We start from the raw sequence: 19,038 nt of genomic DNA, 5'->3' as shown, positions 1-19,038 counted from the left end.
AACTGCTCAGTAATGTGAAAAAATTCTTGAAAAAATCTGCAAATAGACTCTTTCAGAGAAAGTAAATCGAGTGTCTCACTATTATGAAAAGTTATTTAGTATTAGAATAATTCCCAGAGATAATTTCTCTTTTTTATTATTTCCTTCTATTTGTCTTGCCATGTTTTTCCTCAATAAAATAATTATTTTTAATAAATGTATTTTTATAATTGATATGGTTTTAACTAATTTATAGTAAATATAGCCTTCGTATTTCAAGTTTATTCTTTGTTAGCTCTGTTCATCCCTTTGGTTACTATGGTTATAAATAGGGAGTTATCTATGCTGAATGGATTCGTTTTTTCCTGTTCAGCGTAATCTGAAATCCATTGAATATGCCATGTTAAGAATTTTATTCTGATAACAAGATAATGACTGGGTAGAGTGAGTGTTTATTTTTGTTTGTTGGTTTTTATTTCTGTCTTTATTTTATTTGTTTGCTATAAAAAAATAAAAGTGCGTAACAAAATAACTTTATTGAAAAGTCATTTCTTTTTCTTATTATGAGTTTTTGAAATGGTTAACCGAAATTATTAATATAAACTAATGTGAATATCATTGGTTATTCAGGATGAACGTTGTTTATTCAGCAATGAGTAGTAATCACATTAATGATTTTTGTTATTAAGCTTCGGAAATATATTTGTAATAAATCAGGTGGGTAAATGATAGGTACGAAAACGTTCGAGGTATTCCCTTCTGTTGATATTGTCGATGGAATAGCGATGACATCAAATTCTGCAATTCGTCTAACTCGTGGTGAAAGTGCAACATTACGGCGGCCTTTAGGTACTCCGGCAGAAGTCGCGTTGGCCTGGCAAAATGCCGGAGCAAAATGGATACATGTAGTTGATCTGGATGCGGCGTCAGGCCGAGGTTCAAACAGTCATTTGATTGCTGATGTTATCGAGGCGGTCGATATTAATGTACAAGTCTGTGGCGGTATCAGAAATGAAGAGATCTTGAGCCGAGTATTGGCAACCGGATGCCAGCGGGTAAATTTAGGAACCGCTGTATTAGAAAACTCGGATTGGTGTGCCAGAGCTATTGGTGAATATGGCGATAAGATTGCCATTGCGTTGGATGTAAGGAGCACGCCGGAAGGTTATCAACTGGCAACTCATGGGTGGAATGTCAATAACGGCAAGCTTTGGGATATTCTTGAAGATCTGGAAAGACAGGGATGCCAGCGTTATGTCGTCACTGATGTTGAACGGGGGGGGATGATGAGTTCCCCAAATTTTACATTGCTGAGTGAAGTATGTGCAAAAACGTCATCACCGGTCATTGCTGGTGGTGGAGTCTCAAGCATAGATGACCTGCGTGTTTTAGCCGATATGTATGATCAGGGTGTTGAAGGTGCCATTCTTGGTCAGGCGCTACATATCGGTAAAGTGCCACTTGAAGAAGCAATTGCCGCAACTCGAACACCAAAAGCGCAAGCTCAAAGAGGTTAAATATGTCTGAGTTTCTTTCACCTTCTTCAGTTATTCCATCAATTTTAGACCTGCGTGCTGTTGGTTTATTAGGTGATTTACGCGGTGTCTCCGGAACAAGTCATCTGATGAAAGAAGTTATGGAGCTTCCGGGAGTCGTCGCGAAGAAACAGAATTTCCTCAGTTCCCGAGGTTTTGCTTATTACGAACCCAAAACCTGTGATGAGTTATTGGCAACAGTAAAATATTATGCAGACATCATCACTAAATTGCAGTGCACAGATAAACAATGCGCAGTACCTTCAAAATATATATTAGCTGATCATTGTCTGGTGAAATTGTTACGTATTATCGACAGCTTATTAGGTGTTCCACAAATTACTAATGAAGACATTATACCTTTTATTGATGGTGTGAAGGCGTGTGCTGAAATTATCTGTTCAACACTAACGGGAAGAAAATCCAGTTTTTCTCCTTCCTTACTTCAAAACTTGAAACTTCCGGCTGGTACTGGGCATCAGGTACCAAGAACATATATCGAGGGAGATAATCACCTGTTAACACTGGCTGCTGCGCAAATAGATGTATGCCCTGACTCTTCCGTTATCGGGGTGATGTTAGGCGGTGCAGCGACAGCGGCAGTAACGGCCGCAGCATGGAATAGTGAACTCAATTTAGTGAAAGTTTCCCGCTATGATGATGCATGTAGTAATAGTCATCATATCTGGGGACGTAACATCCCATCCGAGAATTCTATTTCGATTATTGATGATAATTGTGGAACCGGGGATACCTTACGACAGGTCAGGGATCTGGTTATAACTCAGACAGGAATAAGACCAAAGCTACGGGCGACTGAATTACATTGGGAAAAACTCTTGCGTACCCGTGTGTATGGATATTCTGATCGTGTATTCAGCCCTGAATTTTTAGATGTACTGACCCCTTGGTGTTTCAGGCATCATAAAGTGCTGAATCATTTAGTTAACCAGCTCTCAACTGATGAAGGTAAACATGTCCATACAACTTATTCTCATACAACTACAGCGGATTGGGTCAGCTATTCATACAGTTTATTGTCTGTTTTGTATGACACCCTGACAGATTCCACGTGGGCACCTGAATTACTGGGTTTTTTATCGACTCTGGTATCTCCCCAAAAAATGGATTGTGACCAACCCATTGATGCATTTAGAGATATAGCTCAGCAATGCCCTGAATGTTTATCCTGTAACCGTGAGTTCGGAGCAAATCGTTCGGAACAGGCAAATACAGCTAAGGAAATTAATTGATTATGGCAACAGCACATATTATTTGGGACTGGAATGGCACACTACTGAATGATGTTAGTGTCTCAGTCAGCGCAACAAATTTAGCACTTGCAGAAATTGGTATTGAACCACTGACGCTGGAACAATATCGGGAATATTATTGTGTACCAGTGCAAATTTTCTATAAGCAGGTTATTGGACGCGAACCATCCTCTGCTGAATGGTCAATCATAGGAAAAACATTTAATACCCATTATCGGCCCGGTATACAAAAAGCAAATTTAGCCGAAGGAGTGAGTGATCTGCTGGCTGCCCGCTATCAGTCAGGAGCGACCCAATCACTATGTTCACTGATGCAGCATGAAGAATTAGTTCCGATGATTAATAACCACGGTATTACTAAATTTTTTACCCACGTTGATGGCAGAAATACACCGTTATTGACTACCGGAAAGTCGGAACAATTAGCTAACCATATTAAAAAAATCAATATCGCTCCTGAAAAGAGCGTTGTGATTGGTGACGCCACCGATGATGCCATTGCAGCATTAGCCGCAGGTACTCATGCCATTCTTTACACTGGTGGAACGCATAGTCGTTTAAGCCTTGAAGCTGCAGGTGTACCTGTTGTTGATACATTAAATGAGGCTTTATTAATGGCGGATTACTTAGTCAGTAAATAAGAAAATATTAATCCACTGAAATAAATTATTTTTATCATTACTATTATTTTAAATGACGTATTCTTTATTATGTTTTTAAATGAAGCTGTTAATGCTTTTGTGTAAATAGCGGAATAATATAAACCATTAAAGTTGTTTTTTATTAAAATATAAAAGAAAACACCATTTAAAAAACCATTTATAAATGGGAGATGCGCACGTATGTTAATATCTGTAGTTGGGCTTCAATTTGGAGATGAAGGAAAGGGTAAATTTGTTGATTACTTATCTGGTGGTGTAAATAACATTGCCAGATTTAATGGGGGAGCTAATGCAGGCCATTGTGTACAATATGGGGATGTGAGAGGGTCTTTTTCTCAATTACCGGCATCACTTAATAAAAAGAATCTCTATATTTGCCAGGGTGCATTAATTAGCCTTCCGGTACTTGTGAAAGAAATTGAGTTTATAAAAAGAGAAAATATTAACTCCAGCATCTCAATTGATCCCCGATGCCATATTGTCTTACCATTACATGCAGAATTAAATAAAGCATCTGAAAAGTATAAGGGTAAGAATAAAATAGGATCTGTAGGAGTAGGTGTTGGTGCCTGTGTTGAAGATAAATCGAACCGGCATGGCATTCGGCTTATTGATACTCTGGATAAAGAAAAACTCAGAAGCAAATTAGAATTTCTTTGGGGCATCAGGGAAAAACAAATCAACCACGTTTTTAATGATAATTCGACTTTAGATTTTGAGGAAATGTTAGAAATAACGCATCAATATGGAAAAAAGATCGAGCCTTATTTTACATTTACTAATGAAGCCATCCGTGACTTATTGAATGCGGGAGAAGATATCTTACTTGAAACATCACAAGCCACTTTTTTGGATAACAGTTTTGGTACGTACCCTTATACTGTAGCGTATCAGACTCTGGTTCAAACCTGTTTTGCCATGATTGGTATACCTGCGCAGAAAATGCATATTGTCGGTGTGATGAAGGCCTATATGATCCGGGTCGGTAATGGCCCGTTCCCGACAGAACTACAGGCTGAACAGGCTGATTATATCCGGGAACGTGGAAACGAGTATGGTACTGTTTCCAAAAGGCCAAGGCGCTGTGGCTGGCTGGATCTATGCTTGATCAAGCATGCGGTAAAACTTAACGGGGTAACAGAACTGGCAATAACTAATACTGATGTTTTAGCAGGGTTGGATGAAATAAAGGTAGCTATTGCATATGAAATTGATAATAAACCGGTTTGCTGTGATAACGCCTTATTGCAGCTTGAGAAAGTTAAACCTGTCTATAAGGCCTTTAAAGGCTGGGGAGAGCTGAAGGCATCGTATACTCACTTTACAGAGCTGCCTGCTGAACTAATTGATTTTCTGAATTTTATTCAGGATTATGCTGGAGTCCCAATTAAATATATTTCACATGGGCCTGATAGAGAACAAACATTAATAGTACAGTAATGAGGAAAGGAAGATAATGATTCACTATGTGACTGGTTTTATGTTTTCTGAAGATAAGAAGCATGTTGCTCTTATTTCTAAATTACAACCTAGCTGGCAGAAAGGGCAGCTCAATGGTATCGGCGGAAAAATAGAAATAGGTGAAACGCCTCAACAGGCAATGGCAAGGGAATTTGCTGAGGAAGCAGGAATTAATACTCAGCCTGAAGAATGGAAATTATTTACTGTGCTAACCCGTCCTGATGCTTATCAAGTGAATTTTCTCTATACGTATGATGACAGGGTTTATTCTGCAAAATCTGTTGAAAAAGAAATTGTTAATATTTATGAAGCACAATCATTACCTAATAATGTTATCTACAATTTACGCTGGCTAATTCCCATGGCTCTTGATGAACATTTACGCTTTGACAGGTCGATTGAGATTATAGAAATGAGGGAAAACTCATAACCCGTGTTTATAAAGTTTTTAGTATATTGCTCGCCTTACAGCGAGCACTTTTTAGTTGCAGATATGATGCAGCTGACACTCATTTTTCATAGCATAAGTGAATTCAATTTATTAATAATTATGACAGGATAGGCGATAACATTAATATTTATCATCTAAATGCTCAACTAAATATAAAAATGAATTTATATTACGGTTTAAATTTATTGTTTCCTTTGTGCTTATTTAAAAGAATAAAGCTTATCCATAGAAAACCAATCCATAATGGCATAATAATAACTGAAATTCTTATTTCATCGATCATCATTATGATAATTAAAATTAAGGATAGGAGAATAAGGCATAAATAATTATCAAATGGATACCAAAATGATTTGAATTTTGATTTTGTGCCATCTTTACTTTTCTGTTTTCGAAACTTCATATGTGATAAACATATCATGAACCAATTAATAACTAATGTTGTTACAACCAATGACATTAGAATCTCAAATACTTTATCTGGTAGAATGTAATTAAGTAAAATGCCTATGGATGTTATTAATGCTGAAAATGCTATTGATACAATAGGAGCATTGTATCTGTTGGTTTGAGATAGTAGCTGAGGTGCATTCCCTTGCTTTGCCAATCCATATAATATCCGACTATTGCAGTATACACCGCTGTTGTAAACGGATAAAGCTGCAATTAATACAACAATGTTTAATACATTTGATACCCAGTAACTATTTAGATCGTGAAAAACAAGTACAAATGGGCTGATTCCATCTACAATATTTTTCCATGGGAATAATGATAGAAGTATAAATAGAGAAAAAATATAAAATATAATTATACGATAAATAATTTGTTTAATTGCTTTAGGTAGGATGACTTGTGGATTTGTAGCTTCAGCTGCTGTGACACCTATTGCTTCTAAGCCCCCAAATGAAAACATGATAGTAGCCATTGACATAAACAATCCACTAAATCCATTTGGCATAAAACCACCATGCTGCCACAAATTTGCTAATATTGCTTGATCTTGATCTTGATCTTGATCTTGATCTTTTTCGTTTAGTAATAAGTATAATCCAAATATAATCATACAGACAACCGCAACAATCTTAATGATTGATAGCCAATATTCTGTCTCACCGTATAGACGAACATTGGCAAAATTAATAGTATTAATTAAAAAAAAAGCGATTGCTGCAGGAACCCATGTTGGTAAATTTGGCCACCAATATTGAATGTATATTCCTATAGCTGTTAATTCAGTCATTCCTACAAGAATAAACATGAACCAGTAATTCCAACCAGATAAGAAACCAGCAAAATTACCCCAATATTTATTTGCAAAGTAACTAAATGATCCGGCGACTGGTTCTTCAACAATCATTTCACCTAATTGCCGCATGATGATAAATGCAAAAAAACCTGCGATCGCATACCCTAATAATACAGCAGGTCCTGCTATTTTAATAGTTTGCCCAACCCCTAAAAATAAGCCTGTTCCTATGGAGCCACCAAGCGCAATAAATTGTATATGTCTGTTTTTTAAACCACGATTTAGCATTGATTTTTGCATGCTTTTTACCATATTATCCTTTTGCCACAATTTTTATTGTACGTTTATTTTTTATAGTTAAAATTTATCGTGTCAGGAAGTTTATTATTTAATGTAGTCAAAATTTTTATACGCAGAATAAATGCATGAGGTAATTATATCTATTTTACTTTTCGGCATGGCGGCAAAATTTACTCTTCCTCCCTTCACAATATAAATACAATGTTCTTCCCTTAATATATCAATAATTTGATCTTGCCAGCCAAAAGCTGAAAACATTCCTTTATGTTTCAATATAAAAGATATATCATCAGAATATCCTGTGTTTTTAATGAACTATAGAATAAAAATCTGTTTTCTATAATTCTATTTCTCATTTCATATAACTCTGATTCCCATAGTTTTTTTAATGAGCAATCATTAAGGATCTGGCTGACTATTTGAGCACCATGATTGGGAGGCATCGCATAAGAATTTAATACTAAATTTGCCATATGTTTTCTAACATATTGAACAGAATAATAATGTTTACAAACGATAATTGCAGCACCAATTCGCTCAGCATATAAGCCAAAGTTTTTAGAGCAAGAGGTTGTTATAAAAACTTCGTCAAATTGGTTGAGTATAATATTCAACCCAGCAGCGTCTTCCTCTAATCCATCACCTAACCCATGATATGCAATATCAATGAATGGAATTAAACCCTTACGAATCATAAAATCAGATAAAATTGACCACTGTTTTATGCTTAAATCTGCACCTGTAGGATTATGACAACAGCCATGTAATAAAATAATATCCCCGCGTTTTGCTAACATAAGTGAAGAAATAATGGCATTAACATCAGCCATTTTTGTTTCAGCATTAATATAGTTATAGTGAGTTACTTTCAACCCTGCATCATTCAGAATAGGATAGTGATTGGCGTAACTAGGATTGCTAATCCATACTGTAGTGGAAGGGTTTATTGAGTAGATATAATCTGAAATAAGCCTGAGTGCACCACTTCCACCTGTCGTTTGTATAATTGCTGAGCGTAATCTGACTGATGAGCTTTCTATAAGTAGTTTGCTTATTGCTTGATTGAACTCTTCGTTACCATTAAGCCCTTTATATACTTTTGTATTTTGGTTATTTATGACTTGTTTTTCTGCTAACTCCACTGATTTCATTAATGGAGTTATATCGTGATCATTTTTAAATACACCGACACCAAGATCTATTTTTTTTGATCTTTTATCATGGCGAAACATTTCATTAAGAGCAAATATAGGGTCGCTTTTTCTAGCTTGAATATTGGTATACATTATTAAACCTAATATTTATTTTTTTATTATACGGATGGCTTCTACAAGCTGGTTTATATTTTCAAGTTGAAGGCTTGCTAAACTGAGCCTTCCATTTGGTAAAATATATATTCCAAACTCTTTAGCGAGAGTAGTGACTTCTTGCTCTGTTAGGTTCAAATTTAAGAACATTCCGTGGCTTTTAGGATTAGCGACTATGTGAATAAGGCCATGATTTTTTAAAACATTTAATAATGAGTTTTTCCTTTTTAAAAGCGTTTCTCTGAGTGTATAAATTTCTTTATACCATAATTGGGATAAATCGTTTGACGATATAATTTCAGCAATTTCTTTTGCTATTCTTTGAGGAGGCATTGAGTAAGTAGAACGAATGATTTTTTTTGCCAAGAATTCAAAGTTTTCTCGATATTCATTTGAGCGAGAGAAAAGAGATAAAGCACCTATTCTCTCACCATATAACCCGAGATTTTTAGAAAAAGAATTAACGACAAAAAAATTATCTAATTCGCTAAACAATGGCAGAAATATTGATTTATCTTTTTCAATACCATTACTCAGGCCAAAATAGGCAAAATCTATAACTAAATGTGCGCCGAGGCGCTTAACATATTGAGCTAACTTTTTCCATTGAGTAATACTAAGGTCAACACCTAGAGGATTGTGACAACAACCTTGTAATACTAGAATATCACCACATTTTATTGTGCTAATATCTTGTATCAATTTATCCATTTCTAATTTACCATGATTATCTAACTGATATCTATATCGAGATATTTCTAGATTTGTATTCTTTGCAATTTCAAGGTGATTACTCCAGGTAGGCGTACTAAACCACACACGGTTACTATGAGTAAAGCGTTGAAGAAGTGTAAATATAAGCCATAATCCACCTGATGCACCAATAGTTTGGACAACTGATAAGTTATATTCTTGTGATGCTTGAGTTTTTAATAATGATTTAATGGCGTCCCTAAAAGACTCTTCCCCAAGGATATTAAAACCTACTTTTGATTTATTTTTTTTGTTTTTTTCTAATACAGTAAATCCAGTATTTTTTGTAATTTCACTCTCAAAATAGCCTATGCATAAATTTAATTTTTCAGGACGAGAGTCGGCCATAAATTTAGCGGAAACAATAGAAATAGGGTCAAATACAGATTTTTCGTGAGCTTCGAACATATTTATTCCTTAATGTTACCATTAATAAAAGATAAAATTTAAGTCTTATTTATAATTAATTATTTCTAAAGCAGAATTTGCAATTGAATCAGCATCAATCATAAAATCAATCCAATGAGATGGGCGACTACTACCTGATTGCATAAACCAACGGGTATGTTCTGTTGGAATACCTAATACAAACAAATTATGATGAATCTCATTATCGGCACCAATAGGGTGAAATGGTGAGGTTGTGACATTAACCCCCCCAGTAACAAAGGCTAAATTATTATCACCATGATTCACGAAGGGAGAGAATATTCCTTTATTAAACAGATTTTTTATCAAAGGGTTTTTATCCGTCTGTAGCGAAACTGTTGGTATTCTGGCATCAATTAAAGTTGTCACTGGTTGTTGATAGTTATTTACTGCATCAGAGCATAATATATATGTTTTATCATTATATGAAATATCCATGTTAGGAGGAACAATAGTAACAACTCCTGCTTTAATCAGTGCAATTAATTGTTTTATTCTAAATAATGGTGGTCCAGCAGATAGCAAAGTAATAATGGGTAAATATTCGTATAAGAATAGTTTATGATCATTGGGAGATAAACCACCAAAATCTACTGCAGCTCTGATATTATCTCTTGAGTTCCTTAAAACATCTAGTGCTGATTTTAAAGGGGAGCTTATATTACCGCTTTCAGCTTCAGATAAATCATCGCTTAACAACAAAATTAGACTATTTTCCCATTCTTCTATATTAGTAAAATTTTTTTTACTAAAAGGCCTAGCTAGTGTTTTGAGATTTAAAGATAAAACTTCTCTTCCTAATATTTCGGATGCAATTAGTGATAATTTTTTGCTATCTTCAATATTTTCATTGACAATGGCAGAGGTAAAGGTTTTAGATGAATTAATTCCTATTTCATTAATAATAATCTGATTGAAATAAACATAGTTAACTTCAGCTTCAAGAAGCTTCCAGATATCTTCGATAAAATCTAAATTGTTTTTTCTCCTGCTTCTTAGTTTTTTTACCTTAGAAATAGTAAATATTCTATGTTCATGTTTATAGTCTGATGATTTTTCGTTTTTTCCACGAGCAAGAATAGGGAGTCCACTTCGGGAACCACAATATAAATTTGGTTCTAATTTTGATGGAAGGTAAATAAAATCACCTTTTTTTTCAATGAATTGTCCTCCTCGACCCTCTGTAAGCTCTGAGATAATATCAAAAAATGATAATCCTAGCCCTATAATACCAACGCTTTCATTAGGTTTTATGCTAGAAAGTACCATTTCACTGGCATAACCATCACCAAAAAATTTAATTTCTGAATTTCTCTCAGAAAAATTAGATAGTTTATTTATTTTATCTGAATATTCATTTTTAGAATGCCCAGTAGTAAGGATTATGGCATTACTTTTCCATTTTAGATGGTTTTTAGAAACGACATAGTATCCGCCATTATCTTTTTCTATATCTGTTATTAAATCGTTACGTTCGATGAGTTTGATACCAATAGGTAAGTGTTTTTTTATGGTTTTATAAACAAATTCTAAATATTTTCCGTAATATTTACGAGGAGCATATCCTTGATATTTTTCAAAGTCATTAAATTCATTCCTCCACCATTCAGCGAAAGATGGCCCATATCCTGGGCGTGCTTCATCTATAGATCCATGTCCTGAAAATGCTGATATTTCAGTGGATAGAGTATTCATGATATAATTTTCGCTTTGTGAACTATCCCAAATTCTACCTTGACCTATTTTATGGTAATCAACAAGAATAATATCTAAGTTATACTTTCCTGGGTTGTCATTAAGGCGAGTAACTAATCTTTCCAAAACAGACATTCCACGTGGACCACTTCCAATAATTGTAATTGTATTCATAATTATTTTTCGTTATTAATTTCAAATTTTTCTATTGTATGTAAATAAGTCAGAGTGTCTTTTATATCATCCAAGTCTTCTATGTATCGTTTTTTCACAATAGGATCAATTGTTAACTTGAATTTTATATCTTTGGCAATAACTATTTCTTGGTGTAAATCGATAGATATTTCCATATAATAATCGTCAAAAAGCATTTCCCAAATAGTTTCAATGTCACTTTCATTCAATATTATTGGTAAAAGATCATTAATAGAAGCGTTCTTATAGAAAATATCACCAAAACTGGGAGCAATAATGACTTTAAATCCCCAATCTTTTAATCCCCAAACAGCATATTCACGCGAAGAACCTGTTGCAAATTCACGTCCAGTGACGAGAATAGTAGCTCTTTGGTAGTTTGGATTATTCATGATGAAATTAGCATCTTCACGCCAATCACCAAATACAGAATTATCATGACCACGTCGAGTATGGCGATAGCAAAATCTGGCAGGCATAATTTGATCTGTATCGATATTGTTTTTGACAAGTGGCATACCTCTGCCACGATAAATATTTCGAATCATAATGTTATTTTCCGATATCCGCTGGTGTTGAGATAAAGCCTCGGATCGCAGTAGCAGCAGCAATTGCAGGAGAAGTAATATGTGTTCGAACTCCCGTTCCTTGACGTCCCTCAAAATTACGATTACTTGTCGATACTGTTCTTTTGTTGGCATCTAACTTATCGGTATTTAAACCAACACATAAAGAACATCCTGAAAGCGAACGAAAATCAGCACCTGCGCTCTCAAATATTTTATCCAATTCTTCATCAAGAGCTTGTCTGAGAACGGACATAGAACCGGGTACAATTAGCATGTGAACATCATGATGAACTTTATTATTTTTTAAAATTTCAGCGACAATCCTTAAATCTTCTATACGGCCATTAGTGCAAGATCCGACAAAAACGTTTGTTATTTTTAAGGTTGAAATGTTTTGACCTTCATTTAATTTCATATATTTTAAGGCTTGTATTGCAGCAATATTCTCACTTGTATTTTTTATATCCTTTATGAAAGGGATATGCTCTCCTACAGGTACTGATTGAGAGGGGTTAGTACCCCAGGTAATTCTATTTTTTACTGTTGATGCATCTATTTCAATATATTTATCAAAGACAGCACCTGAATCAGTAGCATATGATAACCAAGTATCTATTGTTTTTTGTTCGATATGCTTTCCTTTCAGTGCAAAAGCTTTTTTTAAATATTCAATGGTTTTTTCATCAGGAGAGATAATTCCTGCGCTGGCTCCTGCTTCTACACTCATATTACACAGTGTCATTCTTTGTTCCATTGAAAGGGATTTGATGGCATCTCCTCGATATTCAATTATATAGCCTTGGCCTCCACCGGTTCCAATTTGGTTGATAATGGTCAGGGCTAAGTCTTTAGCACTCGTGCCTTCAGGAAGCTGTTTGCTAACTTCAATGCACATAGATCTAAAGGGAATGGCTCGTAGTGTTTGTGTTGCGAGAACATGCTCCACTTGGCTTGTACCAATACCAAAAGCAAGCGCCCCAAAAGCGCCATGAGTAGTGGTGTGAGAATCACAACAAACTACGGTAGAACCAGGTAAAACTCTACCTTGTTCAGGTGCAATGACATGTGTGATGCCTTGATTATGATCACCTAACTTATTTTGTTCTATTCCGTATTTGCTGCAATTTTCTCTGAGTAAACGTATTTGAGTCCAAGTTGATGTATCTTTATCTATATCTAAAATAGACGTTGTTGGGGTATTGTGATCTTCCGTCGCTAGTGTTTTATCGGGTCTTCGAACTGCTATTTTTTTATTACTTATACTTTCAAAGGCTTGAGGTGTATTTATCTCATGGAGAAGATGTAAATCGATATAAAGTAAAACTTCATCTTTTCCTAATGCTTTTACACTATGAGATTCCCATATTTTTTGAGAGATGGTTTTTTTATTCATTTATATTTCACTATTAAGTTTGAGTTTTTTTAATTTTTTATTCTCTATGAGACATAAAAGAGAAGCTAGCGTTAACAAACCAACAATACCCCAAACAATAGTCCAGTTATAGTAATCTAAAATACGGGAGATCATTATTGGTGTTAAAAATGAGGATATAAACACCGTTGTTCCAATCATACCAAGTGCTGTTCCTGCACGTTCAACACCAGCTTTAACAGCGGTTTCTGTATAGGCAATACCATGCCATGCATGACCAAAAAGCCCAGTTAGAATAAGTAAAATGATTCCAAGAATAGTACTGTCTACGAAAAAGCAAAGTATTAATGAAGAAATACCACCTAAAACTGAAAGTTGCTTTATTAATGAAATTCTATTCTTATTTTTATCAGTGTAATAACCTGACCAAATTCGTAATGCACCACCACCGATCTGAACACCGATGAGAATGAAAGCTATAAGGGATAAGTTTATATGTAAAATATCCTTCATATAAACACCACCAAAAGTTAGTACAGCCATTTGTGGTACAGTAAGAAAACCTGCGGCAAGTGTTACTTTCCATACTTCTATTTTTTTTAGAGGTGACTTTATGTTGAAATTTTTAGGATGAATATTTCTTATTTCAGCATGTTTAGAATTAACGAAAATTAATACAAAAATACCTACAGAAAGCCCAGTGATAGCCAAAATAATAAATGTGATTTGAAAACCATAAGAATAGGCTATCCAGGGTAATAACCCTGTTCCAATTGCTCCACCTATAGGAATTGCGGTTTGGCGTATACTCATTGCGAAACCTCGTTCAGTATCATCAAACCAAGACATGACGGTACGTCCTGAAGAGGAGTTAATGCTACCACCGAATGCACCAGCAGCCATTAATGCGGTACTAAAATGTAAATAATTAACAGTTTCACTGTTTTCTGGTGTCAAAAAGAATGAAATATAGGTAAAAGCACTTGCAGATAACCATAAACCAAGAATTAATACTGTTTTATCGCCAAGTTTATCTGTAAGCATTCCCCAAAATATTTCTGAGATAGCAACTCCTAACCCCATAGCACCTAAAACAACTCCTAGACTGAAAAGAGAGAAGTGATAATCATCTCTCATCAAAATACCTGTTACTGGTATTCCTGCGAAACCCATTGCAAATGTTGCTTGCGCTAACACTCCAACAATTAGGATAAACCATCTGTAACTACTTTTATTATTCATTACTATTACCAAAGTAGATTAAAAAATATAATTAATAAGAGATGTTACTTTTATTAAGTTATCTTTATATACAAATTGAGATGTTAGTTCATTCATTAATGACTGTTACTGGTTGTTGCCAAATAATTAAAGCAACACAGCCTATTTCACTACTTGACTCATGAATAGAACCAGGTTTAAGTAATACTAGATCATTTTTTTTAACTATCCCAGTGGAGGTTTTCATTTCTCCTTCTAGTATATAAATTAATTCAAATCCAGTGTGTAAATGCGGCGGTGCACTACCGCCTGCATAATAATGAATAATTGCAGCAGCTGAGCCATTTGCTTCTTCTGGTTTAAAAAGCCAATGTACTTCAGCACTTGCTCTACCACTTTTATTAATGGATTCGAATTTTAAATTTTCTGAATGTAAGTTTTCACTTAAAGAACCGACTAATAGTTTTGGTAAAGAATTTTTTACCGTATCAAAATTTAATAAATTTTCCATTTTATTTTCGATTAATTATCTGTAATACAGTAAGGATCTTGTTTTGTAGCCCATTTAGAATACTGTTGAACTTTCTCTTCATTGTCGAGACTGTAAGTCTTTAAAAGCCATCTTTTTCGCCCTTCTTCTGGGTTTTTTACATCAATCCATTCACGGTTATGGATCCCAGTTTGGTTTCCAAAGATGAGTAAATCACCTTTTTTGATCATATGGCGTAATTTCTCACTTCTACTCATTGCATGTTTTAATTCAAGAATAGCTTTGATCGCATCAATGTTATCCTGATCAATTGGCCGAGTAAAAGTATCCTGATAGCGAATTAAATTTTCTTTTAAGAAAATTGCGTGGGTAGCTGAACTTTGCCAACTACTGTTATTTTCTTTTGATCGATCATCAACATCAGTTTGGAATATCTCTTTCTCAAGCATTGAAATGGCTTCTTTACTTAAGTATTTTTTTAACTCTTTGACATCCATATAAGTTGTATAAATAAGTTCTGATTCGGTCACTTGCAGACCAAGTAGTGATACATAGTCTGCCCGGACAGGGTGATATGAACGGTCACTATGATAAATTAAATCGCCATCGGTAAATCCAGTCTTTTTCCCTTTGAATTTATTGAATGAAACTAGGTCCGTAAAATAGTCACCATTATTTCTGCTTTTATAAGAAAATAAAGGGGTTTTCTGAATTTGAGAGATTAACTCTAAAAATCCTTCACCAATATATGTTAATTTTGATTTATACTTATGTTGTACAGGGTTATTTAAATCTAAGTTAGGTAGTTTTAGATCTATAGGGCAATTTTTAAGAACGTGTACATGATTGCCATTCTTAATACGGTCATCAACAATTATTCTGCATACCTCAACTAGATTCTCTGGCAATGGGTGATTTCTTATAATATGTGAAATATAATCTTTAAATTCAGAATATTGAGTGTATGGATTGTAAGGATTGGTTTTTATTATGTTTTCTATTTGTTGTTTTTCTTTTTCAGTAAATATATATAGTGGTTTCATTTTAAATATTAACTTTTGTTTTAAAATCAGTTGAACACATTACATCGGCAATTTTATTAATAATGTGTATGGCACATTCATGACTATGAAGATCTGATGATGATATACAATCCTCTAGAACAACAATGTTGTAATCTCTATCATGAGCTGATAATGCTGTAGACAATACAACAAATTCGGAAGAGACTCCTGTTAACACAATTTCTTCAATATTATTTGTACGTAATATGAGATCTAAGTTAGTGTTAAAGAATGGATCTATTCTATTCTTTTGAATGATTATTTCCCTTCCTTGTGGAAGAATATCCTCATGAATTTGAGTTGACCATTCACCTAAAATAATTTGTTTTTTTTCTTTAACATGCTTAAATAGTTTTGATTTTGGAGACCATTCATTATAGTTTTCATTAAAACCTACTACAACATATATGATTGTTATTTCTTTTTTTCTTGCAAAGTTAAGTAATTGATCTATATTTTTGATTAATCCACGTTGATAAGCTTGTTTATAAAACCCATCCTTACCGACGTTGCCTTCTGGATGGACTAAATCATTAATAACATCTAATACCAGAATGGCTTTTTTTGTCATATGGCACCTTATGCAACTTGGGTATTTAGTAAAATATGTTTATTAATTTGTTGTTGTAATTCGTTCATGCTTAAACAATTACTTTCAGAACGACTATTAATATAGACTTCATATAATTCTTCGATTAACTCAACATTACTAGTAATACCTTGCTGTTGAAGAAGATATTTGATAATAGATTTTCCTGAATGACGAGAAACAAAAAATTCACGTTGTCGGTTAAAGATGTTTGGTTTTACAAATTCATATGTATCTGGATTGGATAATATTCCTTGCTGGTGAATACCTGCTGCTGTTCCAAAAGCATATTTACCGAATATTGGTTGATTTCTAGGGATTGGCATGGAAATCACTTCACAGAGTATTTTATAAGTAGAATACATTTTGCTTAAATCGATATTTGTATATGCATTGTACTGTTGACTTTTAAAATACAAATTTGATGCAACCATTTCTAAAGATGCATTTCCTGCACGTTCACCAATCCCGCCTAGAGTCACTTGAACTTCATCCGCACCACCTTCAATACCGGCTAACGTATTCGCGAGTGCCAAGCCTAAGTCGTTATGACAGTGGGTAGAAATACTAATTCCTTGTCCTGCCTGAGACTTTATGAATTTGATAATCTCCTTAAACTCATAAGGATTGGAATGGCCTGTGGTATCGGCCAAGATGATCTGCTGTGCGCCAGCATCGACAGAAGCCTTAACTATTTCACCCATGAACTGAAAATCGGCTCTGCTGGCATCTTCTATCCCAACAGAAATTCGGCAGTCACTATTTTGTTTTGCAAATTGAACAGATTGGATCACTTCATTAATGGATTGAGCTCTCGTGATATTGCGTTTGTTTTTTAGATGTAGATCGCTTCCTGTTGCAACCATTTGAATGGTATGGTTTTTATCTGTTCCTGCTGCATCTAAGGCCAACTGGATATCTTTAATTAGAGTGCGAGAAAAAGTTGCAATTCCTGATTGAGTAATTTCTTTGCTAATTAACTTTGTTGCTTGATAGTCGAAATTCGATGATGCAGGAAATCCTGTTTCAATATGATCTACACCGAGTTCTTCAAGCTTTAGTGCGATTTTTAATTTTTGTTCTGGATTCATGGCATTTTCTGGCGCCTGTTCTCCATCCCTTAAAGTTGTATCTAATATCGATACCTTATTCATTTACCATTTCCCTAATTATTAAACATAAATACCAGTAGGTATGCTGCATGCATGGTATAGAAATGCATAAGATAATTTTATGATCAAGGTCACATAATTGTTAATTTTGTGACGTATATGTGTCTCTGGGTCGCAGTTTGAACGTTTTTTATCATTATATTTGAATAATGCTTTTTATTTTAATGCATACATAATAGTATGTTTTTAGGTGATACATCAAAGGGTAATGATTATGATTAACGTAGCTATTAATGGGTTTGGTAGAATTGGGCGCAATTTTGTTCGTGCATTAGAAGAAAATCAGCAAGATATCAACATTGTTGCTGTCAATGATTTGGGGTCGATTGATCAATTAGCACATTTGCTTAAATATGATACAACTTTGGGGGTGTTCCCGAAGGATATAAGTGTTGATAGAAACAAACTTGTGATTGGTGATAAAGAGATTATCGTTTACCAAGAACGTAACCCAGAAAATTTGCCATGGGAAAAACATAATATCGATGTTGTTCTTGAATCAACTGGTGTTTTCAATGATGGGCATAAAGCTATAGCACACCTTAATAGTGGTGCAAGAAAGGTATTGATATCAGCTCCTGCGAGTAATGTTGATTTGACAATAGTCCAAGGTGTAAATCACCAATACTATGACAAGAAACAACATCACATTGTATCGAATGCATCTTGTACAACAAATTGTTTAGCGCCTATAGCAAAAGTTTTGAGTGAGAATTTTGGTATTGCTTCTGGTTTTATGACAACCATTCATGCATATACCCAAGATCAAAATTTACAAGATGCACCACATAAAGATATGAGAAGAGCCCGTTGTGCAGCTCAAAATATTGTACCTACTTCAACAGGAGCGGCTAAAGCTATTGGTATGGTGATTCCAGAGCTGAATGGTAAACTTGATGGTGGTTCAGTTCGTGTACCTGTAATTACTGGCTCAATGGTTGATCTTACTGTCATGCTTGAACGAGATGTCAGCGAAGAAATGGTAAATAAAATTGTTAAAGAAGCGACTAATAGTACAGTGTTGAAAGGAATTCTTGAATATACAGAGGATGAGATCGTATCTTCGGATATCATTCATAACCCTGCATCCTCTATTTTTGATGCAAAACTTACCAAAGTTATTGATGGTAGGATGTTGAAAATTGTCTGTTGGTATGACAATGAGTGGGGGTTTTCTAACCGCTTAGTGGATACAGTCATACAAATGGCCTAAATTGCATTTCATAATTAAAACACGCTTTTGGAAAAGGAGCGTGTTTTATCAAGTTAAG

17 protein-coding genes are annotated in these 19,038 nt (G+C 34.5%); 6 read left to right on the top strand and 11 right to left on the bottom strand.

Going from position 1 to position 19,038, the window contains the following annotated elements:
• Positions 1–704 precede the first annotated feature (704 nt).
• The 5 genes from Xsto_RS12975 to Xsto_RS12955 all read left to right on the top strand — a co-directional run bounded on the left by Xsto_RS12975 (position 705) and on the right by Xsto_RS12955 (position 5,341).
• Positions 705–1,496, top strand: a complete 792-nt coding sequence (locus tag Xsto_RS12975) for a HisA/HisF-related TIM barrel protein (RefSeq protein ID WP_099125320.1) — start codon at positions 705–707, stop codon at positions 1,494–1,496.
• Between the two features lie 2 nt (positions 1,497–1,498).
• Positions 1,499–2,767: a hypothetical protein gene (locus Xsto_RS12970; protein ID WP_244590397.1), complete on the top strand. Its 1,269-nt coding sequence runs from the start codon at positions 1,499–1,501 to the stop codon at positions 2,765–2,767.
• A 2-nt stretch (positions 2,768–2,769) separates the two neighbouring features.
• Entirely contained in the window at positions 2,770–3,429 is a 660-nt protein-coding gene (locus Xsto_RS12965; protein ID WP_099111782.1) for an HAD family hydrolase, read from the top strand.
• A gap of 201 nt (positions 3,430–3,630) precedes the next feature.
• Positions 3,631–4,890: an adenylosuccinate synthase gene (locus tag Xsto_RS12960; RefSeq protein WP_099125319.1), complete on the top strand. Its 1,260-nt coding sequence runs from the start codon at positions 3,631–3,633 to the stop codon at positions 4,888–4,890.
• Between the two features lie 16 nt (positions 4,891–4,906).
• Positions 4,907–5,341: an NUDIX domain-containing protein gene (locus tag Xsto_RS12955; protein WP_099125318.1), complete on the top strand. Its 435-nt coding sequence runs from the start codon at positions 4,907–4,909 to the stop codon at positions 5,339–5,341.
• Between the two features lie 190 nt (positions 5,342–5,531).
• On the opposite strand, the gene Xsto_RS12950 is transcribed toward Xsto_RS12955, so the two are convergent.
• The 11 genes from Xsto_RS12950 to Xsto_RS12895 form a co-directional block, all read right to left on the bottom strand.
• The gene (locus Xsto_RS12950) at positions 5,532–6,923 is read right to left on the bottom strand and encodes an amino acid permease (RefSeq protein ID WP_099125317.1); all 1,392 of its coding nucleotides are present in this window, start codon (positions 6,921–6,923) and stop codon (positions 5,532–5,534) included.
• Positions 6,924–7,180: 257 nt separating this feature from the next.
• Positions 7,181–8,197 (bottom strand): aromatic amino acid transaminase, encoded by a 1,017-nt coding sequence (locus Xsto_RS12940; RefSeq protein ID WP_099125315.1) that lies wholly within the window; start codon positions 8,195–8,197, stop codon positions 7,181–7,183.
• A 15-nt stretch (positions 8,198–8,212) separates the two neighbouring features.
• Positions 8,213–9,379, bottom strand: a complete 1,167-nt coding sequence (locus Xsto_RS12935) for an aminotransferase class I/II-fold pyridoxal phosphate-dependent enzyme (protein WP_099125314.1) — start codon at positions 9,377–9,379, stop codon at positions 8,213–8,215.
• 45 nt (positions 9,380–9,424) lie between these two features.
• On the bottom strand, positions 9,425–11,269 hold the full coding sequence (locus Xsto_RS12930) for an FAD/NAD(P)-binding protein (protein WP_099125313.1): 1,845 nt from the start codon (positions 11,267–11,269) through the stop codon (positions 9,425–9,427).
• 2 nt (positions 11,270–11,271) lie between these two features.
• Entirely contained in the window at positions 11,272–11,838 is a 567-nt protein-coding gene (leuD, locus tag Xsto_RS12925; protein WP_099125312.1) for a 3-isopropylmalate dehydratase small subunit, read from the bottom strand.
• 4 nt (positions 11,839–11,842) lie between these two features.
• The gene (leuC, locus tag Xsto_RS12920) at positions 11,843–13,252 is read right to left on the bottom strand and encodes a 3-isopropylmalate dehydratase large subunit (protein ID WP_099125311.1); all 1,410 of its coding nucleotides are present in this window, start codon (positions 13,250–13,252) and stop codon (positions 11,843–11,845) included.
• Entirely contained in the window at positions 13,253–14,473 is a 1,221-nt protein-coding gene (locus tag Xsto_RS12915) for an MFS transporter (RefSeq protein ID WP_099125310.1), read from the bottom strand.
• Between the two features lie 88 nt (positions 14,474–14,561).
• Entirely contained in the window at positions 14,562–14,963 is a 402-nt protein-coding gene (locus Xsto_RS12910; RefSeq protein ID WP_099125309.1) for a cupin domain-containing protein, read from the bottom strand.
• 11 nt (positions 14,964–14,974) lie between these two features.
• Positions 14,975–15,985 (bottom strand): TauD/TfdA family dioxygenase, encoded by a 1,011-nt coding sequence (locus tag Xsto_RS12905; RefSeq protein ID WP_099125308.1) that lies wholly within the window; start codon positions 15,983–15,985, stop codon positions 14,975–14,977.
• A gap of 1 nt (position 15,986) precedes the next feature.
• Positions 15,987–16,577, bottom strand: coding sequence for a cysteine hydrolase family protein (locus Xsto_RS12900; protein WP_099125307.1), 591 nt, complete (start codon positions 16,575–16,577; stop codon positions 15,987–15,989).
• 8 nt (positions 16,578–16,585) lie between these two features.
• The gene (locus tag Xsto_RS12895) at positions 16,586–17,749 is read right to left on the bottom strand and encodes a LeuA family protein (protein ID WP_099125306.1); all 1,164 of its coding nucleotides are present in this window, start codon (positions 17,747–17,749) and stop codon (positions 16,586–16,588) included.
• A gap of 232 nt (positions 17,750–17,981) precedes the next feature.
• Here Xsto_RS12895 and gap point away from each other — a divergent pair, with 232 nt between their 5' ends.
• Positions 17,982–18,980 carry a type I glyceraldehyde-3-phosphate dehydrogenase gene (gap, locus tag Xsto_RS12890; protein WP_211284318.1) on the top strand — a complete coding sequence of 333 codons (999 nt, stop codon included), beginning with the start codon at positions 17,982–17,984 and terminating at the stop codon, positions 18,978–18,980.
• Positions 18,981–19,038: the final 58 nt, after the last annotated feature.

Source organism: Xenorhabdus stockiae (genome assembly GCF_002632825.1).
In the GTDB taxonomy this organism is placed as follows: domain Bacteria; phylum Pseudomonadota; class Gammaproteobacteria; order Enterobacterales; family Enterobacteriaceae; genus Xenorhabdus; species Xenorhabdus stockiae.
Note: the sequence above shows the minus strand (reverse complement) of the source record. Positions and strands in the feature narration are given on the sequence as shown.